General features: G+C 43.0%; 17 protein-coding genes and 2 tRNA genes. 10 read left to right on the forward strand and 9 right to left on the reverse strand.

Annotated elements, in window-relative coordinates; translation table 11 throughout:
• Positions 1 to 15 precede the first annotated feature (15 nt).
• A complete protein-coding gene (gene gatC / locus GKR41_RS03875) occupies positions 16 to 315 on the reverse strand; it encodes an Asp-tRNA(Asn)/Glu-tRNA(Gln) amidotransferase subunit GatC (RefSeq protein ID WP_226809835.1) in 300 nt (99 codons plus the stop codon).
• A 125-nt stretch (positions 316 to 440) separates the two neighbouring features.
• On the opposite strand from gatC, the gene GKR41_RS03880 reads away from it, so the two are divergent.
• Genes GKR41_RS03880 through rodA form a run of 6 tightly spaced genes read left to right on the forward strand, consistent with a single transcriptional unit; the run spans position 441 to position 6672 of the window.
• Positions 441 to 659 (forward strand): hypothetical protein, encoded by a 219-nt coding sequence (locus tag GKR41_RS03880; RefSeq protein ID WP_226809836.1) that lies wholly within the window; start codon positions 441 to 443, stop codon positions 657 to 659.
• Positions 640 to 1683: a rod shape-determining protein gene (locus GKR41_RS03885; protein WP_226809837.1), complete on the forward strand. Its 1044-nt coding sequence runs from the start codon at positions 640 to 642 to the stop codon at positions 1681 to 1683. The genes GKR41_RS03880 and GKR41_RS03885 overlap by 20 nt, the downstream gene beginning before the upstream one ends.
• Before the next feature lie 35 nt (positions 1684 to 1718).
• Entirely contained in the window at positions 1719 to 2693 is a 975-nt protein-coding gene (mreC, locus tag GKR41_RS03890; RefSeq protein ID WP_226809838.1) for a rod shape-determining protein MreC, read from the forward strand.
• Between the two features lie 13 nt (positions 2694 to 2706).
• Positions 2707 to 3219: a rod shape-determining protein MreD gene (gene mreD, locus GKR41_RS03895; RefSeq protein ID WP_226810264.1), complete on the forward strand. Its 513-nt coding sequence runs from the start codon at positions 2707 to 2709 to the stop codon at positions 3217 to 3219.
• A gap of 16 nt (positions 3220 to 3235) precedes the next feature.
• Positions 3236 to 5515: a penicillin-binding protein 2 gene (gene mrdA / locus GKR41_RS03900; RefSeq protein WP_226809839.1), complete on the forward strand. Its 2280-nt coding sequence runs from the start codon at positions 3236 to 3238 to the stop codon at positions 5513 to 5515.
• Positions 5516 to 5523: 8 nt separating this feature from the next.
• Positions 5524 to 6672 carry a rod shape-determining protein RodA gene (rodA, locus tag GKR41_RS03905; protein WP_226809840.1) on the forward strand — a complete coding sequence of 383 codons (1149 nt, stop codon included), beginning with the start codon at positions 5524 to 5526 and terminating at the stop codon, positions 6670 to 6672.
• Positions 6673 to 7482: 810 nt separating this feature from the next.
• Here rodA and GKR41_RS03910 read toward each other — a convergent pair.
• The 3 genes from GKR41_RS03910 to def all read right to left on the reverse strand — a co-directional run bounded on the left by GKR41_RS03910 (position 7483) and on the right by def (position 9941).
• A tRNA-Phe gene (locus tag GKR41_RS03910) sits at positions 7483 to 7558 on the reverse strand.
• 893 nt (positions 7559 to 8451) lie between these two features.
• On the reverse strand, positions 8452 to 9429 hold the full coding sequence (gene fmt / locus GKR41_RS03915) for a methionyl-tRNA formyltransferase (protein ID WP_226810265.1): 978 nt from the start codon (positions 9427 to 9429) through the stop codon (positions 8452 to 8454).
• Between the two features lie 8 nt (positions 9430 to 9437).
• The gene (gene def, locus GKR41_RS03920; RefSeq protein ID WP_226809841.1) at positions 9438 to 9941 is read right to left on the reverse strand and encodes a peptide deformylase; all 504 of its coding nucleotides are present in this window, start codon (positions 9939 to 9941) and stop codon (positions 9438 to 9440) included.
• A gap of 897 nt (positions 9942 to 10838) precedes the next feature.
• Between def and GKR41_RS03925 the strand changes: the two genes are divergently transcribed.
• From GKR41_RS03925 to GKR41_RS03940, 4 genes are all read left to right on the forward strand, one after another.
• Positions 10839 to 11216, forward strand: a complete 378-nt coding sequence (locus GKR41_RS03925) for a thioredoxin family protein (protein ID WP_226809842.1) — start codon at positions 10839 to 10841, stop codon at positions 11214 to 11216.
• Between the two features lie 242 nt (positions 11217 to 11458).
• A complete protein-coding gene (locus GKR41_RS03930) occupies positions 11459 to 13972 on the forward strand; it encodes a DNA topoisomerase III (RefSeq protein WP_226809843.1) in 2514 nt (837 codons plus the stop codon).
• 2329 nt (positions 13973 to 16301) lie between these two features.
• Complete coding sequence (locus GKR41_RS03935; RefSeq protein WP_226809844.1) at positions 16302 to 17315, forward strand: D-2-hydroxyacid dehydrogenase family protein; 1014 nt, start codon at positions 16302 to 16304, stop codon at positions 17313 to 17315.
• A 358-nt stretch (positions 17316 to 17673) separates the two neighbouring features.
• Positions 17674 to 17749, forward strand: a tRNA-Lys gene (locus GKR41_RS03940).
• Between the two features lie 499 nt (positions 17750 to 18248).
• On the opposite strand, the gene mnmE is transcribed toward GKR41_RS03940, so the two are convergent.
• The 5 genes from mnmE to rpmH form a co-directional block, all read right to left on the reverse strand.
• Positions 18249 to 19640 (reverse strand): tRNA uridine-5-carboxymethylaminomethyl(34) synthesis GTPase MnmE, encoded by a 1392-nt coding sequence (mnmE, locus tag GKR41_RS03945; RefSeq protein WP_226809845.1) that lies wholly within the window; start codon positions 19638 to 19640, stop codon positions 18249 to 18251.
• Between the two features lie 129 nt (positions 19641 to 19769).
• Complete coding sequence (gene yidC / locus GKR41_RS03950; RefSeq protein ID WP_226809846.1) at positions 19770 to 21428, reverse strand: membrane protein insertase YidC; 1659 nt, start codon at positions 21426 to 21428, stop codon at positions 19770 to 19772.
• 30 nt (positions 21429 to 21458) lie between these two features.
• Positions 21459 to 21689: a membrane protein insertion efficiency factor YidD gene (gene yidD / locus GKR41_RS03955; RefSeq protein ID WP_226809847.1), complete on the reverse strand. Its 231-nt coding sequence runs from the start codon at positions 21687 to 21689 to the stop codon at positions 21459 to 21461.
• 96 nt (positions 21690 to 21785) lie between these two features.
• The gene (gene rnpA, locus GKR41_RS03960) at positions 21786 to 22157 is read right to left on the reverse strand and encodes a ribonuclease P protein component (RefSeq protein ID WP_226809848.1); all 372 of its coding nucleotides are present in this window, start codon (positions 22155 to 22157) and stop codon (positions 21786 to 21788) included.
• A 133-nt stretch (positions 22158 to 22290) separates the two neighbouring features.
• Positions 22291 to 22425, reverse strand: coding sequence for a 50S ribosomal protein L34 (gene rpmH / locus GKR41_RS03965; protein ID WP_226809849.1), 135 nt, complete (start codon positions 22423 to 22425; stop codon positions 22291 to 22293).
• Positions 22426 to 22850: the final 425 nt, after the last annotated feature.

Genomic DNA, 22850 nt, shown 5'->3' on the forward strand with positions numbered 1-22850 from the left:
TTTCCGTACCTCGTATTATTCAATCACTCTTGGCACTAAATATAGACCATCCTGTACCGCTGGTGCATATCGCTGGTTATCTTCGCGATGAACTTGTTCTATCACGATATCCTCGCGAAGTCTAAGTGACACCTCCTCTATTTGCTGAATTGGATGTGAAAGTGGCTCGATTCCAGTTGTATCTACAGCCTGCATCCGCTCGACCAAGATAAATAACTGATTGAGTTGCTCTAGCATATGCTCTGCTTCGTACTGCCCAAGCTCAATGTGAGCCAAGTGCGCAATGCGGTTTACATCAGTGGGAGTTAAGACCATACAGTTACCAAGAATTAGGAAATGGGTAGAACGCCCTTACTTTTCTTTAAGTACACTGGAATTATAAGGTATCATTGGAGATTCTCTCCAAAATCAGCCTGGTCTCTCACTGCCATTTTTCAGCCATGTCTTCCGCACGCGCGTACCACGGCGGCTGCAAAATGCGCGCTATCTATATGCGCGCGCCGCCTGTACCGATAAATTTTCCACAGCTTCGTGACTGCGCGGCGGCCGCCTTTCGGACCTCTGCTGAAGTCATTATTTCACCCACCGCCGGTGCATATAAATATTTTCCGGACCGGCATATGCGAGACAGGATTTTTGATGTTCGGTTTTCTCCATAGCTATTTCTCAAACGATCTGGCGATCGACCTAGGCACTGCTAATACACTGATATACATGCGCGGCAAAGGTATCGTACTTGATGAACCGTCGGTTGTTGCAATCCACCAGGAAAGTGGGCCTAACGGAAAAAAGATAATCCAGGCGGTAGGCAGGGAAGCTAAGCAAATGCTTGGTAAAGTGCCGGGCAATATCGAGGCAATCAGGCCAATGAAGGATGGCGTAATTGCCGATTTTCGCGTTACAGAGCAGATGATTAAGCAGTTTATCAAAACTGCACATGAATCGAAGATGTTTTTACCGTCACCAAGGATTATTATCTGCGTGCCATGCGGATCGACTCAAGTTGAGCGCCGAGCGATCCGCGAAGCTGCGCTCGGCGCAGGCGCATCGCAAGTATACTTAATCGAAGAGCCAATGGCTGCAGCAATTGGTGCTGGTCTTCCAGTATCAGAGGCGACCGGCTCCTTAGTCGTAGACATCGGTGGTGGTACTACCGAAGTTGGTGTGATTTCGCTTGGTGGCATTGTATATAAGGGCTCAGTACGGGTCGGGGGCGATAAGTTCGATGAAGCAATTGTCAATTATATTCGTCGAAATTATGGCATGTTAATTGGAGAGCAAACTGCTGAGGCAATTAAAAAGGAGATTGGGTCAGCATTCCCAGGATCCGAAGTAAAAGAAATGGAAGTTAAAGGCCGAAACTTATCCGAGGGGATTCCCCGTAGCTTTACAATTTCGAGTAACGAGATCTTAGAGGCCCTAACGGATCCACTCAACCAGATTGTCTCGTCTGTCAAAATTGCACTGGAGCAGACTCCGCCAGAACTGGGCGCCGATATTGCTGAGCGAGGTATGTTACTCACCGGTGGTGGCGCATTACTGCGAGATTTAGATCGACTGCTCGCAGAGGAAACAGGACTGCCAGTTTTAGTAGCCGAAGATCCGCTTACGTGTGTGGTACGCGGGTCAGGAATAGCGCTTGAGCGGATGGAGAAGCTCGGCAGTATTTTCTCATACGAATGATGCAGCCGAAGTAAACATAGTTTCGGGTGTTGATCATGGAATATAGTCCGCCCCCATTATTCAAGCGAGGGCTTTCACCGCATACACGTCTAATTATTTTTGTCAGTCTTGCGCTTGCACTATTAGTAACTGACGCACGTTTTCGGGCGTTCGAGGCTGTGCGTAAAGTAATCGTCATGGGGCTCTATCCTATGCAATATGTAGCATTAGTACCGAGAGATCTTCTTGTCAGCGGTACTAATCTACTTGTCACAGTTCATTCTTTGCATCACGATAATAAAACGCTACGAGATAAAAATCTACAATTGTTAGTTCGCATGTCCCAAGCAGCTCAACTGAGAAATGAGAACGAGCATCTCCGAGAACTACTGCAGTTACAGCGGAACTCAATGATACGGACAATACCTACTGAGGTTTGCTACGATACGCGTGACCCCTTCACACAAAAGGTTATTATCGATTCTGGAGAGCAGCAAGATATACAGATAGGCGCACCAGTAGTAAATGAAAAAGGTGTTGTCGGGCAGGTCACGCGCGTTTTTCCGTTGCAATCTGAAGTGACACTGCTTACCGATAAAGACCAGGCGGTACCGGTACAGATACTACGAACAGGTATACGCAGCGTGATTTATGGCACCCCTAAAGGGGATACGCTTGATCTAAAATTCGTTTTAACTAGCGCTGATGTGAAAATTGGGGACGAATTGGTAACAAATGGGCTAGATGGCATCTACCCGCCAGGACTTCCAGTAGCTAAAGTTATTCGCGTTGACAAAAAATCAGACACTATATTTTCCACAGTAGTTTGCAGTCCGTGCGCGCCAGTAAGGAGCGCACGACAGTTGTTAGTACTACGCTATGAAGATAGGCCATCACGACCTATAGATGCGAATGCAGTTAATAAGGTTACCAGACAGGAAAAGGATAAGAAAAGCGCCGAGGCGGACGCAGACAATAATATTATAAAATCAGATGCTACACCTTCCTCCACCTCGTTAGCCGGAGTATAGTTAGAAAATGGCAATAAATCGCCCCTATCATATTCTTCTGCCGGTTAATCTGCACTTTATTGCGTTTAGTTTAGCTGGCGCGTTTTTTTTTAATCTTTTTCCATGGGGAAAATGGATTGGTGTACCTGATTTTGTCGCGATTGTTCTGCTATTCTGGAATGTTCACCAGCCGCATAAAGTTGGCATGGGTATTGCATTTCTTCTGGGTCTACTAACTGACGTACACGATGCGGTCTTGTTCGGCGAACATGCACTTTCCTACACACTACTGTCATACGGGGCAATTATGTTATACCGTCGCGTACTATGGCTATCGCTGGGTGCGCAAATTTTCGTTGTGATGCCACTATTGGTAATCGAGCAGGTCGTGCCTTTTATAATTCGGCTAATTTCCGGTAGTACATTCCCAGGCTGTAGCTACTTGCTGAACAGCGTGATTGGTGCGTTGCTCTGGCCGGTTGTGAGCACACTACTATTATTACCGCAGAAACGTGCAACAAACCCAGACAATGCACGACTGATTTAACTAGAGCCGCTCGAAGATGACAGAATTTAATAATCCTCGTCGGACGCTAGAGAATTTTAAGCTCCGCGTGGTTGCTGCGGGCACATTCGTGCTTGTATGCTTCATGCTGCTTAGCTGTCGCTTTCTATATTTACAAGTCTGGAAGCATAAAAAATATTTGCTGCAGGCCGATGAGAATCGTATTTCAGTTGTGCCGCTTCCGCCAAATCGCGGCACTATTATCGACCGAAATGGTGTAGTGCTCGCGAATAACTACTCAGCCTACACTTTAGAAATTACGCCATCTAAGATTCAAGGCTCATTAGATGAGCTAATTAAACGACTCTCGGGTGTAGTTAATATCAATATGCGTGATCGACGCCGCTTTAAGAAGCTACAAGAAGATTCAAAAAACTTTCAGAGCCTACTAATTCGCACTCGACTCAGCGACGAGGAAGTGGCTCGCTTTACTGGACAGAAATACCGATTCCCAGGTGTAGAAATATGTGCACGACTATTTCGGCAATATCCACTTGGCACTAGCGCAGCGCACACGATCGGCTACATCAGTCGGATTTCACAACACGACCAAGAACGAATCGATGCAAATAGTGAACAAAACGATAATAATCCGCAGCACTATGATCCTCGGCTTAATAGAAACAACTACAATGGGACCGATTATATCGGTAAGATCGGCGTCGAGCAAAGCTACGAGACGGAGTTGCACGGCATAACAGGCTTCGAAGAAGTCGAGGTAACTGCAGGAGGGCGCCTAGTACGCACTCTATCTTGCACCCAAGCCACACCCGGTAATAATCTTCGGCTCTCACTAGATATCGGCTTGCAGAAAAAAGCAGAACAGGCATTTTTAGGAAAGCGTGGTGCACTGGTAGCAATCGAACCATCGACAGGCGATGTGCTTGTATGCGTGTCATCGCCCAGCTTTAATCCAAACTTATTCGTTGACGGTATTGATCAATTAGACTGGGACAAACTCAATACACCACTCGACCGACCGCTGCTAAATAGGCCATTAAGTGGCACTTATGCTCCTGGCTCAACATACAAGCCATTTATGGCACTAGCTGCCCTTGCTACACATAAGCGTACACCATCCTGGGGCTTCCAGGATCCGGGATTTTACAAGTTCGGTGGGCACATATTCCATAACGATGTGCTACAGGGGCAGGGCTGGGTCAATATGTACCGCTCAATTGTTGTATCTAACGATACATATTACTACATGCTAGCACATGATCTAGGTGTTAATACTATTGCGAATTTTATGAAGCAGTGGGGATTCGGCCAGAAGACCGGTATCGATGTCGCGGGCGAAGCGCGTGGTGTTCTACCGTCTACTAACTGGAAAAAACGCGCCTATCGCAAAACTGAGCATCAACGCTGGTACGAAGGCGAAACAATTAGTCTTGGCATTGGGCAGGGCTATAATTCGTATACGATGTTGCAACTCGCTCACGCTGTCGCAACATTAGCAAACAATGGTGTGATCATGCAACCTCACCTAGTTAAAAATATCGAAAAGCCAATTACGCGCGAATTCAAGCTGATATCACCTAAACCTATTGGTCAAATCCAAGGTATCACGCAATCGGATATTAATGTTATTAAGCATGCTATGAAGAGCGTCATGGACAACCCCTCTGGAACTGCGTATAAATTTTTTAGTAACGCACCTTATACGTCAGCTGGTAAAACTGGTACGGTACAAGTATTTTCTCTACAAGGCCAGAAATACCGCGCACACAGATTATCAGAGCACTTACGTGATCACGCATTATTCATCGCTTTCGCACCGGTCGAGCGACCACAGATCGCTCTAGCATTAATCGTCGAGAATGGCGGCTGGGGGGGGCAAGCAGCTAGCCCTATTGCCCGAAAAGTGCTTGATTACTACCTCATCGACCGTGTCAAGATAGCTTATAAAGCTACTGATATCGCTATACCAACTTCGACAATCGATCCGGATGGTGTACAAGCTCTAATACGATCTACATCGAACCTAGCTGAAAAATCGGTGGTCATAACTAAGTCTGTACCTGTAAATACAATAGAAAGTGTTCATGGAGGGACTTCTCAAAGCTCTTATGGCGCTGGTGTTAGTACATTGGCATCAGCTTCCCCGAGCTGCGGTACCTTAGTTCCGGACACTGGCATGAGCAATAATATATCTCTTGCAAAACAAAAGATATTTCACTACGCACCCAAAGCTGCTCAGAATATGCGCTTCTTAGCCGATACTCCGCCTGCTATCTCAGATGAAAAAGACTCGAAAAGTATCACCAAAGCCTACTAGGAATCGATATGCTCATCGAGCCCCGTGTTCTAATGAGACGTGTGAAATGGATGTTCGCCGGTTTTGATAAACCATTTATGGTCATAGTATTTTTATTGCTATGTCTAGGCTTGCTAGCACTATGCAGTGCTAGCATAAACGCACCTGGACGACTCGAAGATCAAGTTCGTAATATTTTTCTTACACTAGTTCTGATGTGGATAATTTCGAATATACCCCCACAGACGCTGATACGTTTTGCTGTGCCAGCTTACTCCTTCGGAGTGGCGCTACTTATTGCTGTATCACTATTCGGCTTAACCAGGAAAGGCGCAAAACGGTGGCTTAATGTAGGTGTCGTAATTCAACCATCTGAAATCTTAAAAATTGCTATGCCACTCATGCTAGCGTGGTACTACCAGAAACGCGAGAGCGTAATACAATGGTACGACTATTTGATAGGTTTAATCATTTTAGCAGTACCAGTTTGGCTAATCGCTAAACAGCCCGACCTAGGCACCGCAATTCTAGTATTGTCTACAGGATTATTTGTAATCTACTTCGCGGGTCTAAGCTTCAAATTAATCGTGCCGCTAATATTGGCCCTGGTAATCGGTGTTGCCTCATTAATTGCCACTAAGGAGCAGATTTGCCAGCCAAACGTTCAATGGGTTCTACTACACGATTATCAGAAACAGCGTGTTTGCGCACTTCTAGATCCAAGTTTAGACCCACTAGGAAAGGGATTCCATGCAATTCAGGCAGTTATCGCGATCGGCTCTGGCGGAGCTTTCGGCAAAGGCTGGCTTAAAGGAACCCAGTCGCACCTAGAATTTATTCCAGAAAAACATACAGACTTTATTTTTGCTGTATTCTCTGAAGAGTTTGGTCTAGCAGGTGTGCTCATGCTTTTATTTTTATATCTTTTGCTTGTCGCGCGTGGTCTATACATCGGGGCTAACGGCCCCACTCTATTTAGTCGATTACTAGTCGGAGCGCTAGCGCTTTCTTTCTTTATGTACGCATTTGTCAATATTAGTATGGTCAGTGGTATTTTGCCCGTCGTAGGCGTACCGCTACCATTTATAAGTTATGGCGGTACTGCGCTCATTACACTAGGTATTGCAGCTGGAATAATTATGAGTGTCGCGCGACAAAAGCGACTGATACAAACCTAGTTATTTATGCGTCTGCATGGATGAGTTGTATTAGGATACTGTTATCCAATGCAAGCTATTGTTTAGCCCGTTTGATAAGCTATTCATCGATGCTATAAGGAGGTGATTGTTACCCTATGTTTTACTATAAAAGCAGGATAAAGTGTCCTGCATGCTAGAATTAGCAGATTCTGAATAATTGTACTGCTAGTATCGACGCCCAAACTCTCTAGAAATACGAAACCTCTCACATAAGATAGACGGTCGATTCTATTTACTAGAAAAAACATAAGTATGCCAGAATGCCATTCTGGCATACATCCGAAGCGCTGTTAGATTATTTTGTTAGACACTTCAGGCCGGGTCCATATAGATACTTTATTTAAGTACCTCTCGACATATTAGAGAATAATCTAGAACTACGGCTTCTATCATCAGCTTCTAGGATTCAGCTTATACTAGAATCTCACCTATATAGGTGAGATTCTTCCACCAGGCAGAAAGTTGTCCGGTAAATGATATTTACATAATATACATGCGTCGTTAGTTAGCGGAAACGTTACAAATTTTTGTGATGTCGAACGATTGCACATAATACTTATGAAAATAATTTCAGGAATTCTTGGGTGGCATACTTGGCAGTAGTAGATTGGAATACTGAAGAATTAGAAGCTAATAATTAATTATTAGCTAAGCAGTACAATCTAAAATAAGTAACTATTTATAAGTTTAGTCACAAATCTAATATACCGTATACTACGCATTATATAAATGTTTAGTTTTCCAGAAAAATAATAAACAGTTACTTATTTCTTAATTACTAAAGATTAGTGGTGGCCTGGGGTGGAATTGAACCACCGACACACGGATTTTCAGTCCGCTGCTCTACCAACTGAGCTACCAGGCCATACCAAGAAGTTAGTATATCAAGGTCGATCATAAGTCTCAAGTTTCTATATTTGAAGCGAAGCTATTTTGCATCTAATTCGATGCCAATTTATGTCTTTTAGTATAAATAAGTACCCCGAACCTCGTCTGTTTCGCGATGCATATTATATTGCTATTCGCAGCGCGCGATATAGTATTTAATGTATAACTTCTTAAAATTATTGAGCGAGACACGTAGAGAGTACTAAATAAGTTATAGGAGCACTAGGCTATTAGGAGTGCTATACAAATACCTAATGCAGAATAATATTTATTTATACAAAGTAGATTTGTAGACGATTACGATGGTTTTTGTTGCCTAAACTGTAGTGTCGATGGGCATGTGCTTAAATATCTATGAGCTTTTCGCCACCCATTCCTTGGGTGAAAGAGCATGTGAGTATTGGAAGCTCTGATATCGAAGAATAAAATTCTCCAGTATGACACTCATGTGCATGCTATGCTTTTCAGCAACTTCGTTGCATATCCCGCATTGTTTAAAATTTCCGAAGCAATGCTTAAATATTTATTTTGTTGTTTACTACTAAGATGGTTTCCACTTAAGTTACCCATGCGCTTTCCCACGATATTCTTTGTATGTATATTCGAATCTGTTCGCTCAATTGCGGCGTGACCCTTGTATAGGTTCGAAATATAAAGCATTACAGTATCCGCAATACTTTTTCATAGCAGGATTATGCTTACGACATATCATATCAACAACCTAATATCTAACGATATGATATTTTTCTCAGTATTAAGACACGTTTATTAAAATTAATTAAGGGAACACATAGTCAATAAAAGTGATAATGGCACCTCTTAGAATAAGATTTTTACTACGATACCACCTAACACTATTTGAGGGATTAATTAGATTTCAAAGCATTGTCCCGCATGTATGGAAAATCCCGATACGAACTCCTTAGCGACAAGCTTCTTACCACCTGGTTTTTGAAGCTGGGTAGCTCGCAATGCCTGCTGCTTACCACAGGCAATAGTAACGCCAGTGTTCTCCACAGCCAAAATAGTGCCCGGAGTCAAATGGGATCTAACAGCGTGTACCGACTCAGCAGCCAAGATCTTTAATGGCATACCATCAAGTATCCCATGCGCTACCGGAAACGGATTAAAAGCGCGTACTTTGCATGACAGAACGTCAGCTGGCAAACGCCAATCTATCGCCGCCTCCCGCTTCGATAGCTTATGCGCATACGTGACACCTTCTCTTAGCTGTGGAGTCATTGGCAATGAGCCAGTACATTCTAACTCACGCAATCCGGCAACGATAAGTCGTGCGCCGGTAGTAGCTAGTTTTTCATGCAGCGTTCCCGTACTATCTGTGGGCTCGATTACAACGGTTTCACGCATTAGCATCGGGCCCATATCCAGACCCGCATTCATTTGTATTAGCGTGACACCTGTTACTTGGTCTCCGGCTTCGATCGCACGGTGGATTGGTGCTGCGCCACGCCAACGCGGCAACAATGACGCATGAATATTAATGCAGCCATATGGTGCAATATCAAGCACTGTATTCGGCAATAGTAATCCGTATGCGGCTACCACCATCACATCATGTGGCGTGCGGCGTAATAGCATTAATGCATCTGCCGCTTCATCGGGATACTGGCCGTCGCACCTAAACGAAGGAGGCTGTGCAATTGTCAATTTTCGAGCTAGCGCAAGCTGTTTAACAGGACTAGATGAGCACTTCATTCCCCGACCTGATGCACGATCTGGCTGCGTTAGTACAAGAGGAATAATAAGACCCGCATCATAGATTGCCTGCAGCGCAGTTGCTGCAAACCATGTTGTACCAGCAAAAATTACACGAAGGGAAGACCTCATTGCAGCCATCACATCGCGTGATCGAATTGGTTTATTTTTTTCTTAATCTGAATTTGCTTAAATGGAGATAGGTATTCAATAAATACTTTGCCGAGTAGGTGATCTATCTCATGTTGTATGCAAATCGCTAGAAATCCTTTGCACTCTAGCTTGAACTTTTCTCCATGCTCGTTTAATGCCTGCACATGAACTTGATTAGCACGTTCTACACTCTCATAAATTCCAGGTACTGACAGACATCCTTCCTCATGAACTTTACGTTCTTCACTGAACCAGATAATATCCGGGTTGATAAACACGCGCAATGCATCGTGGGTCTCAGACACATCAATAACTACAACACACTCATGAACATCCACCTGAGTGGCCGCTAAGCCGACACCAGAAGCTAGGTACATTGTCTCTGCCATGTCGGCTACCAACTTACAAATACGCTTGTCAATATGTTTGACTGGTTTAGCAACTTTATGCAAGCGCTTATCTGGATAATGCAGGATTTTAAGAGCAGACATGGTCAGTTAGTCCCTTGGACCTGGACACATCTTTACAAACTTTGCTGTGTTCGTGAAGATGTGAATCACCCACTTTTTCATCTTCTATGGTAGTTAAATTAAGGTACGGTACACGGGAGGGAGTACCCCATAACCTGCACTAAGTAGATTTACAGAAATTGGCTAGCTAGATCAACGAGATTTTATCATGCAATAAATAGACTTAGATTGTCATCCCGAGGCATTTTTCCGATACGAGCTATGATATAGCTAATCCGCTCGCACCAGCGGCTTGTACAGAGGAGAACATACATGGTGACATATTCGGATACCCATCTTCACGCTCCTGACTAGTATAGCGGTAGCGCTATTATTGCTCTATGTATGCTGCACACAATGGACTGCCAAACACTAATAACTAACAATAGCAATTGTTGACAGAATAATCATTAAACGATACGAGGCTACAGGAAAAATTACTGCAATGCAACGGACTTATTAACAATGGTAGTAAGGAGTGTGCTTACTATAGAGCTCGATTTATGCTCAAGTTTGTTGATCATTACACGTCTAGCTCATAATAACAGCCATGACATATTACACCGGTTCTATTTATTAATATCTCAAGTTAAGTTAGTTATTAACTGATATACGCCAGAATGACTTATCGGCTACTGATTTAGCTGGAAAAACTAGCAAAAACTATTGCAGATAGTTTATATCTTGGGTCACCCGTATCCTTGCAGACTTCGAAAGTCTACAAGTAGTAATGCAAGCCTACAGAGTTCTGTCGATGCTAGAAAAGCTTTTAAAACCCATTCCCAAGCCACATGTTACTCATATAGCCAACCATGCTACAGTCAATAGATTGCATCACCAGCTCTGTAGTACCACGATACATTGCTAAGATTTCTTATCATGCCTGCCCTCAACCTTGATAATGACATCGACTTAATCACTATGCGACTGTCATCTAATGACACACTATTTGTGGCTTGCCTATGTGCAGAATGGTGTAGCTTGTGCCGCTCATATCGAACAGGGTTTAATGCACTCGCAGATATGCATCCGGAAATATGTTTTGTTTGGATCGACATTGAGACGCATGCAGACCGGATGGATGATTTCGATGTGGAAAATTTTCCGACTATTCTGATCGAGAATGCGTATGCTACACATTTTTTCGGCACTGTGCTACCGCATCCCCAAATCATTTCGAGGATGCTTGTCGACTTATCCTCACTGCCCTATATTAAACACGCGCCGAAACTCCGTCTGGCGCTCGTTGAAGCGTGAGCAAAGCAATATAAAACTATCTATTCTTTTTCCGTCTCCGTCTTGTAATACATATGCTTGACAATTAATGCTTATGCTCGAAAATTTTGTTGAGGGCTTTCGCCATGTTAGATCTCAGTATGTTTTTATTGACATGGCCCCATATTATTGCTGCCAGTCGCTTTCTATAGCTCTAGCTATAATTCTTGATAGCGATTTGCTTCAAATTACTTTTTTCCGCGTATTTGTATTTCCCAATAGTCATGTCAAAAGCCTTGATCATTTCTGAAAAGCCAACTGTCTCAAATGATATCGCACGCGCGCTAGGAGGCTTCACAAAGTATGCCGAGTACTATGAGAGTGATGATTATATATTATCATCAGCTGCCGGCCACTTAGTAGAGATCGCAGCACCGCAGGCGTGTACAGTCAAGCGCGGAAAATGGAGTTTTGCGAATCTGCCAATTATTCCGCCCTATTTTGACCTTTATCCGATTGCCAAGAGCGAATCTCGGCTGAATTTACTGAGCCGGCTAATCAGACGCAAGGATGTCGACCGACTGATTAATGCATGTGATGCAGGACGCGAAGGCGAGTTGATCTTCCGACTAATCGTTCAGTACGTAAAATCTAAGAGACCTTTGCAGCGTTTATGGCTCCAGTCGATGACGCCAACCTCAATCCGGGACGGCTTTGCCAAATTACGCAGCGAGCAAGAGATGCAACCGCTTGCCGATGCAGCCCGCTGTCGCGCTGAGGCTGATTGGCTCGTGGGAATCAATGGCACTCGGGCGATGACAGCGTTCAACAGTAAGGGTGGCGGCTTCTTTCTAACTACCGTCGGTCGCGTTCAGACACCCACACTATCAATTGTTGTGGACCGCGAAAAGAAAATTCGTCGTTTCCTACCGTGCGATTACTGGGAAGTAAAAGCCGAATTTCTATGTGCAGCTGGGTTTTACGAGGGACGCTGGTTTGATCCGAAATTTAATAAAAACGAGTCCGACGCAGAGCAACGTGACTCTAGACTCTGGCTTGCTGTGATGGCTAGAAAAATTGTCTCAGCATGCCGTGGACAAAAAGGAACAGTTAGTGAGGAATCAAAATCTTCAATGCAGCTTTCACCATTACTATTTGATTTAACGAGCCTGCAACGTGAAGCGAACGGACGATTTAGTTTTTCAGCCAAGCAAACGCTTACACTAGCTCAAGCCCTCTATGAGAAGCATAAGGTATTAACCTATCCACGTACAGACGCACGTGCATTACCCGAAGACTATATGACTACGGTTCGCAATACGCTCAGCGTGCTTAAAGAAAACCATACCTACTTACCATATGCTCAGCAGGTACTTGACAAAGGCTTGGTCCGATCGAACAAGCGTATATTCAATAATGTAAAAATTAGCGATCACTTTGCAATTATTCCGACATTACAGACGCCCAAAAACCTATCCGAATCGGAGCATAAGCTATACGATTTAGTAGTCAAGAGATTTCTATCCGTATTTTTTCCGGCGGCGGAATACAAAATAACAACCCGGATTACAAAAGTGGCGGGTCATTTTTTTAAAACTGAAGGCAAAATATTAGTAAAGCTTGGCTGGCTAGAGGTGTACGGCCGCAGGATATCTAGCGAAGATAACAACCTAACGGTGATTGAAAAAGAGGAGGAGATTAAAACAAACAAGATCGTAGCGAAACCTTGTACCACTAAGCCACCTATCCGCTATAACGAAGCTACGCTTCTCTCGGCAATGGAAGGGGCGGGTAAGCTAGTAGAGGATGATGAATTGCGTGAAGCGATGGCAGCCAAGGGCCTAGGAACGCCAGCTACTCGGGCGGCGATAATTGAAGGACTGCTTAGTGAAAAGTATATGCTTCGCGAAAGCCGCGATTTAATTCCGACAGCTAAAGCATTCCAGCTCATGACTCTGCTCCACGGCCTAGGCGTCGAAGAGTTAACCTCTCCAGAGCTCACTGGTGAATGGGAACATAAATTGTCTCAAATAGAGCAAGGCCATCTGGAACGTGCAGAATTTATGCATGAAATTGCATGTATTACACAAACAATCGTTAAACGAGCGAAGGAATATGATTCGGACACAATCCCGGGTGATTACGCAACATTAGAGGCACCATGCCCAAACTGTAGCAACAAAGTCAAGGAAAACTACCGACGCTTCATGTGCATGAAATGCGATTTCTCGATCTCAAAGATTCCTGGTGGCCGGCAATTAGAGATCGAAGAAGTCGAGCGGTTGCTATTGGAAAAGGCGATTGGCCCGCTATCGGGTTTCCGCTCAAAAACAGGTCGACCATTCTCGGCTATTTTAAAGCTTACTTGCGATGAAGTAGTCAACCACTATAAGTTAGGATTTAACTTCGAACAGGATACGGCGAAAGATAAGCATGAAATACCCAACTTTTCTTTGCAGGAGCCTATAGGACAATGCCCAAAGTGTTATGGCCGTGTGTTCTGGCATGGTATAAGCTATATTTGTGAAAATCAAGTTACTCATCCAAAAACCTGTGACTTTCGAGCCGGAAGGATAATACTACAGCAAGAAATCACGCAGGAGCAAATGGCAAAGTTGCTCAATAATGGGCGCACTGATCTACTAACTAATTTCAAGTCCTCACGCACTGGGCGTAATTTTAAGGCATTCCTTATTAAACAAAAAGACGGTTCGATTGGCTTCGAGTTCGAGAAGAAAGAGACATTGTCAAGGCCCATAAAAAAATCTTTAGCGTATAGTAAGAACAATAAGCAGTAAAACTGAAGATCTTATGCCTCAGAATCGTCTCAAACTAATATTAAACGAGTTGCTCAGACTGGCACGTTAAAAACGAGTCTTGCCACGAAAACTACTAAACGAAAATCTACTATAGGCTGACTAGCCAGGAAGAGCTCAACTAAAAATTTGAGAATGGCTCGGACTTGACTATATGATTAATTATCACCATATGGTGATGCGCTACTTTGTTCATGGGCACATACTGCGAGTTAAAAATATCTGCATGAGCTAGACCAGGCGTTACCTCAACAACTATCTTTGGTTTATGCGTTTCTAGTAATCGTCATTCGATATCTAATTGATGTACTCAATAAGGGGGGGTGCTCTGATTAGAATACCCTGTGATTATTTGCACTAATATTATTAGTAAGACAAACTCATCTTTTTGGGCTATTAGGATGCCTACATATAGAAACACATAAGCAGGTGATTTGTGAGTAAGTTTTCGAGTTTCTGCATCTTAATTTATGCCAACTCTAGTCAAGACAAAGATAATGGAGTTGGATAGTTGATAGCATACGCTATGAGCGCTACTCAATACACTATATGTAATAGTAGCATCAACATCGAAATTTCCTATACCATCCAACCTTTTTCTGTTTACTAAAAAGTGTATAGAGAACTTATGATAACAACTGCTATGCATAGAAATCTATCGAAAATGGAGGGTAATTTGGTTTAACTATTACTAACGAGATAATGCATAAAATCATGATAAGTAAATCTACTATATCGTATATGTACCCTACGATTTCCTTTTTGTCTCCAAATATATATAATCAAGATATTTAATCAGACGATATTATCAATAGTAATCAGTAACTTTCCGAATAAAAACATAATTAGATCTGCGCATTATAGATATCAGACTTAAAAATTTTTTAGGACTTACGAGCTCAAGACTCGTACTTATATCTAATAATCTTTTTAGAAACTCCTGTAATTTGAAATTGAATAATATTTCAGCACCTCTAAAATAGAATTTTTTTTATTTTCGAAATGTAGTAATAGATAAAATATCAATAGAATCAATTTCATAGTCACAAACTCAGCCATGAGTTATTATTTAATTAAGTATTTAACTTATTTTAAAATCTTTGGAAACTACCATGCTAAAATAAAAAATTTTTATGCGACGCCTAATTTTAGTACCATACCGGTATTAAGAAATAATCTCTGTTTGAGCGGCTAATATGCAAATGCTAAGCTCTCATAATCATCAATTTTATATTTCGATGAGATGCCAAAACTATAATAATATCTTTCCTCTACCTATCAATACACCCGAGAAAATGCACCGTAGCGCGATACTATATAATAAATACACGCAACTGATCTTCAAGCCGCGTTTTATACTTTATGTTGTAGCTAAAGATTGGCAGAATTTCGAATAGGCTATAAATAATATCCGGGTATTATTTCGACATTTATCGTCTCTGGCCCTAAGAGCGGAATATTTTTGTGAATCTCATGGTTAGGAAGATGTATTTATATTATTGAGCAACTAGAGTGTATTAGACTTGCACGATAAGCAACTACTAACTGCGTGCGCACAAGACGCGCATTACTTATATACGCTCAGTATGTTATAAACTAACTATATTATTTGAGTCATGATTTATATGTTTATAACTATATAATATGCCAGCGGATACATCTGGAACTGTGGGCAATATATCTCGAGTCAAGCGATTCGTGTACATTGGAGTTTTTTCGTAGATGTTCCGATGGGCCATAATTAATCTAGCTCATTTGAGCATTGCGGACTGCGCCAAAATAAATAAAGTGTGCTCTTTAATCTATGTAATATCAAATAGATCCAAGCAGCTAAGAACACTTATTCTATCGCTTTGCCTAATTGTCGTTTTGAGTATTACATGCTGAAATATCGGGATCTTATATTTAGTCAGTATTATTGCTATGAGCTATCTAGGTCGGGACAATACCGCGAGTTACTTAAAGGTTCAAAATTCCTGATGTATATCGAAATTAACAATGAAAGAAGAGTCTCTTTCGTCAAGTTATTTATAGAACTTATCCTATATTTTTATAAATAAAAAGGCATGAATTCTACAATACTCACCACAAGTAGTAGATGCCAACTAGTACGTTTATACAAACATTTCAGACATTGCATGTTACTTATATATATCAATACAATATAATTTGTATTGATATATATGCAGATAGTTTCCTGAACTCACTATATTGGCGCTACGGATTACTATACTGAAAGTAGCACATAAAGCATAGCAATCCATCTAGGGTGCAAATTATGCACCCTAAAGATCGCACTGTTAAAGTCCCCATGAATATTGCCATTCTCGATGACTATCAAGATGCTATCCGTAAGCTCGACTGTTTTCAGCTGCTTGCCGAGCATGACGTTAAAGTGTTTAACAACACGGTGCGCGGACTCGGGCAATTAGTTAGCCGACTTTCTGAAGTCGAGGCGCTTATATTACTCCGTGATCGCACGAGTATTACGCCAAAATTACTAGATAAACTGCCGAGACTGAAGGTCATCAGCCAGATAGGCTTCGTATCTAGCCACCTAGACTTAAATGCTTGTAATGAGCGCGGTATCCCGGTACTCGAAGGCATAAGCTCGCCCGTTGCTCCTGCCGAATTGACATGGGCCCTGATTATGGCAGCGCAGCGTCGTATTCCTCAATATGTTGCAAATCTAAAGCAAGGTGCTTGGCAGCAATCAGGTTTACGGACTACTGCGTTACCACCCAACTTCGGGATTGGCCAAGTATTATGCGGGCAGACGCTAGGGATTTGGGGTTACGGGGAAATCGGCCGGCTCATTGCTAACTACGGACGCGCATTTAGTATGAGAGTATTAATTTATGGACGAGAACTTTCGTTACAGGCAGCAAAAGATCATGGTTTTGAAGTGGTTAAGACACGCGAAGAACTATTTTCTGAGAGCGACATACTGAGCTTACATCTTCGCTTGCACAAGGAGACCCGCAGCATCGTGACTATTCATGATCTCATGCAAATGAAACCAACAGCACTGTTCGTCAATACGAGCCGCGCCGAACTACTCGAAGATAATGCGCTTGTATCCGCCCTTCATAAAGGGCGACCCGGTATGGTTGCCGTCGATGTATTCGAAATCGAGCCGATTTTGCAGGGATATCCATTACTGCGCATGGAAAATGCTATTTGTACGCCACATATTGGCTACGTAGAACGCGAGAGCTATGAACTGCATTTTCGCGTGGCGTTTAATAATATTCTTGCGTATCTAGATGGTGATACACGAAGTGTCGTGAACCCAGAATCACTGACAGTACAGATACGTCGTTAATGCCTTCCAATAGTAATATAGTACTACTCGCATAACTCCATCATTGGATACCTCAACCAGATACCCCCAACCCGAATTGGTGCGAGTTAACTTAGATACTAAAAGAGCCGACTATTCTATAGGGCTGCTATGCTTCTTAGTTGAGGTGAACTAAGCAACGATATATAAGCAATTATAGATTGCATTTCAGCATAATACGATGGTTGAGATAGAATTATTCTATACTATAAGAGTTTCGAACTTTATTTGAAATCGAGCACAGGCGGAGATTCTATCAGTGTTCTAGTATTAATAACTCCGAAAATATCTAGTATAGGATACGTACACGACATAAAAGTCTGTACAATATAACCTCTTTGGGGCGTTAGCTCAGTTGGTAGAGCAGCGGACTCTTAATCCGTAGGTCGAGTGTTCGAGTCACTCACGCCTCACCAAAAATTGGTAATACATAGGCAAAAAATACTTTTTTATCGATCAAGCAATTAAGATCTCTTGCGCAGATGGATTTATTTTGCTTGGGCGAGCTATAAATCCGAGTTAATTATTTAATATCTAATATCGATCCTTCTAATAAATTCATAGTATAAGCTTATAAAGCTGGCAGAAAAACACAGTTTTTGCGTAAAGTGGTGTTGAGTTTTACCAGTTTGCACTTTTGCTGCGTGCTATGTCACTGGCCAACCTTTATGCCTAAAATGTACTAATATATAAATTAACAAAATTTTCCCCAAGATACTAACATCGCCCCAAATCACATAGTGACGTCACTAATAACCTCAGTTTAGCATCTTAATGCCGATGTCGATAAAGATAAAATCTTTCTTTATGATTTACTATATATCGCTGTATAGCTTTTATAGAAATTGTCTATTGTCATACTCAGACATATATCCGAATTTGACCTCTATACACCTAAACTTTGTGATATACATATCACTTTCCAATACAAAACCGATTAAAGATAGCTCCCAGCAAATCACTTGATGTAAACTCACCAGTAATTGTATTCAATTGTTCCTGCGCCAGTCTTAACTCCTCAGCAAATAGATCTAGTGCATGCAAATTGCATGTTGCATGTTGCGTGGCAGTTGTTAAATGTACACGCGCTGCGTTCAGTGCGCGTAAATGACGCTCTCGTGCTAGATAAAGACTTTCCTGGCACGTCTGCCATCCTACAATGCGCAGTAATTCAGCACGCAGTAGATCGACACCAATCGACGTCCTTGCAGATAAGCTAATCTCACGAGTGGCACCGTCTACGGAATCGCGCACATTCGGTTGGATGCCAGCTAAGTCAATCTTGTTAAAAATCCTCACCACTGGAACGCCGACCGGAAAATGCTGAGCGATTTCATAATCTTCTTTACTAATTTTATTGCGAGCATCTAGTAGATGTAACACGATCTCGGCACGCTTAATCTCGCTCCATGCCTGTGCAATACCAAGTCGTTCTACTTCGTCCTGCGTATCGCGCAGGCCAGCGGTATCAATTATATGTAACGGTATTCCTTCAATCTGGATCGTATGCGTAACCTTGTCCCGTGTTGTACCGGCAATCGGCGTCACAATCGCTACTTCGGCACCCGCTAGCGCATTGAGTAACGAAGACTTACCGACATTTGGCTGACCAGCCAGTACAATCGACACCCCCTCACGCAGCAGTGCACCCTGTTTCGCATTACGCTGAACAGTTGCTAATGCATCACAGATATTCGACAGCTTTCCGGGCGCATCGGCGGCTCTCCAAAAATCGATTTCCTCGTCTGGAAAATCAATAGTCGCCTCAACTAGCATCCGCAGATCTACGACGGCGCTGACTAACCGATGAACATCACGCGAGAATGCCCCCTCTAACGAATAACCAGCTGAGCGCGCAGCCGCCTCTGTTCTAGCGTCAATTAGATCTGCTACGGCTTCAGCCTGTGCGAGATCGAGCTTATCGTTTAAAAACGCACGTCTTGTAAATTCGCCTGGTTGTGCAAGACGCAAGCCGATATCGCAGCCCGCATCTAGGCATCGCTGTAGTACGAGATGCAGTATAACTGGCCCACCATGTCCCTGTAATTCTACAACATGTTCGCCAGTATACGAATGAGGCGCTGGAAAATATAGACCAATTCCGCGATCTAGTGGTACACCAGTTGTATCAAAAAATGGTACATAGACAGCATAGCGAGGCCTTAGCTGACTATGAAACAACGCGTTCATTAATTGCATGGCACCGCCAGCCCCGGCTCCGCCGAACGAAAGACGTATTATACCGAGGCCACTATAACCTGGTGCCGTAGCAATTGCAATAATTGGATCAGAATCAGTGTACATCAATTAGCATAAATAGAGATTCGACAATAGCCGTCGCTGCTGCTCATAGTGCACGAATGTAATAATTGGGCTATGAGCAGCGGCATGTAGCGCATATCGCCTAAGCGCACTAGCTACCTTACCATTATATGCTCAATCTTTTTTGACCCTGCTCATCATCTGAGTAATGTAATACTGTTGGACAATTGATAGCACATTGTTCACTATGTAATATAAAACTAGTCCAGCTGGGAAGAAGAAAAACATCATAGAAAACGCAATCGGCATAAACAGCATTATCTTCGCTTGCATTGGATCGGGCGGCGTTGGGTTTAGCTTTGTCTGAACGAACATCGAGAGTGCCATTAATACGGGTAAGATACAGTATGGATCTTGTTGAGATAAGTCATGAATCCACAGCACCCATGGTGCGCCACGCATTTCTACTGATGAAAGAAGAACCCAGTACAGCGAAACGAATACTGGAATCTGAATCACGATTGGCAAACATCCACCAAACGGGTTCACTTTTTCAGATTTGTACAGTCCCATTAGCGCTTCGTTCATCTTTTGTGGGTCTTCCTTAAAACGCTCACGAATCTGGCTCATACGTGGTGTAATTTCTTTCATTCTCGCCATTGATTTATAGCTAGCTGCCGAAAGCGGGAAAAATATCGCTTTAATTAGTATGGTAAGCAATACAATTGCCCACCCCCAGTTACTAATAAAACCATGAATCTTCTCAAGTAGATAAAATAGCGGCTTCGCAATAATCGTTACCCAACCGTAGTCTTTAAGCAATTCGAGGCCTGGTGCAATTTTCTGTAGTTTATGCTCTTCTTGTGGGCCAGCGAATAGACGAGCAACTACATGCACGCTCTTGTTAGGAGCAATACTTTGCTCTGGCTCCTTAATGCCGACACGGTACAAATTATGGCTAAGATTGTCTGCATAGAACTGGTGTAGCACGCCTTCCTGCGGAATCCACGCAGAGGCAAAATAGTGCTGCACCATCGCAACCCACCCGTTATAGGCTGATGGTATATAGTCTTGTTTGCCCTGACTCAAATCTGAAAAGCTTATCTTTTGGAATTTGTGCTGATTAGTATAGATAGCTGGTCCGATAAATGTATGCGAGAAACGTGGCGTCTCGACTAGAGTATCGTCGCGCACTAACTCCATATACACAGCAGGCTTCACAGGGGTGGCGCTAACATTTTCTATCTTCGTATCAACATAAATTACATAGCTTCCACGCGTGAACGTATAAGTTTTTATAACCTCCACTCCTCCTTTGATCGGCGATTTAAGGCTAATTGACATCGTATTATCACTATCTGATAGTAATGCCGTACCTGGCAAGACTTCAAACACATCGTTATGGTTCGGGAAATCACCACCTATTAGGCCAGTACGTGCTAGGTATGTATGATTAGATGTCTGATCAAATAGCGTAATATATAAATCGGGTTGCCTCTTACTTCCTTTAACCAGGGCCAAGCGAGACAAGGTTCCACCCATGGTACTAATATCGCCATCGTATACGTCCGTCTTAAAGTGTATCCGATTACGCTTAGGTATTAATGGATTAGCTAGCTCACTACGATCACTACTTGCTTCTGTAATTTGTGGCAGATTTGCTAGTTCCGTTCCAAGTATAGTCGAGCGCGGCGCTACTAAATCAGCTGTCTGAGTAGGTAGCGTATTTGAGAAAAATATTGACGGATATCCATAGTCCTTCCGCAAGTTATCATAGAGCATAACGACTGATATGAAGAGAATGGCCCATAGAACAGTACGTTTTATATCCATGCGTTATCTCGTAGTGAATTAGCCGAGCAACTAGCGTCTGCTCGAATAGACTGGTGGCACAGAATCAATACCGCCCGCCGAAAACAGATGGCAGCGGCATAACCGCTTCACTGCTAGATAGCTTCCACGCCCTACGCCATGATTCTGGATTGCTTCGCTAGCGTAGTCGGAACATGAAGGATAAAAACGGCACCGCTCACCAAGATAAGGACTTAGAACAAGCCGATAAAGGTGCAGGAGCGTGATCAAAACCGTTTGCATATACGATTTACCTTATTAAAAGAAGTACGCCTTCAAGGCCATAATGTCCAGCGCTTATTAGCGCTTGTTTTTCTGAATAAGTTATTTGTCACTACTTTAACAAGTGACCGCATGCACAATTAAACTTTCAATCTGCGTTTGCAGCGTCCTCGCAAGCACTACAGACCCGGCACTTAGAAAGTGCGTATGATCGATTTTATGCTTTAGCCGGATGATTATGTCCCAGCCAGTCAACTCTAGGCGTCGTAATCTAAATGTTTCTCGTACTAGTCGCTTAACTAGGTTTCGAGTAACCGCCCGGGGCGCTTGTTTTTTCCCAATAATCATACCGAGCCGTGCAGCCTGCTCAGTGCGGCGACGATACAGAACAAAGTAGGTAGAACGCTTGCGCAGGCGTAAGCGAAAAACGGATGAAAACTCATCCGTTTTTCGCAACCTTACGGTCTTTGGGAAATTAATGAGTGCCATCTGCATTTTGGGAGTCCCTTCTTTTCCACAGGGCCTCCCCTAGATACTCCCCCCGAGCATTATTCAATAAATGCCGCATATCACTTGGCGTCGATGTATAAACCGAGTTTTCTAGCTGACAACTATCATTCACTTAGACAGTTAGCCTTTTACGGCCTTTTGCACGTCGAGCGTTAATAACTCTACGACCACCAGAAGTTTTCATACGAACTCGGAAGCCATGGGTTCGCTTTCGGGACGTCACGGACGGTTGATAAGTACGTTTCATGTTGTTCTCATTCGTTAGAGGATGGGATGCAGCGTATTTTGAAAAGATCTACCGAGTTAGTACAACGGAAAGTTGCATATCGATCCTATATTCAGTTTTGGCGCAACCTTCCATTTGAACTGCTTTTCTTTGCGGAGTCAATATATTACGCTTAACCCCCGCGGGGTATTTGCGTAAGCATCCTATATAAGGATACGTAATCGGCCCCACGGATAACGCGTCATGCTTTGCTATATTTAGCAGTAAATCCTAGACTACTCTAATAATCTAGTACGCTACTTCGGCCGCCGAAACGTGTTGTGTATCTACAGCCAGACGAGATCCATACTTCGCGTGCAACTCTATACAGAAAATTTTGACGAAAACCATGCTATTAGCGTCGAGCAATGTATGGGGTATAACGTCGCGACATAAAAACAGACCAC

The sequence above is a fragment of the Candidatus Vallotia laricis genome (genome assembly GCF_020541325.1).
Taxonomy (GTDB): Bacteria; Pseudomonadota; Gammaproteobacteria; order Burkholderiales; family Burkholderiaceae; genus Mycetohabitans; species Mycetohabitans laricis.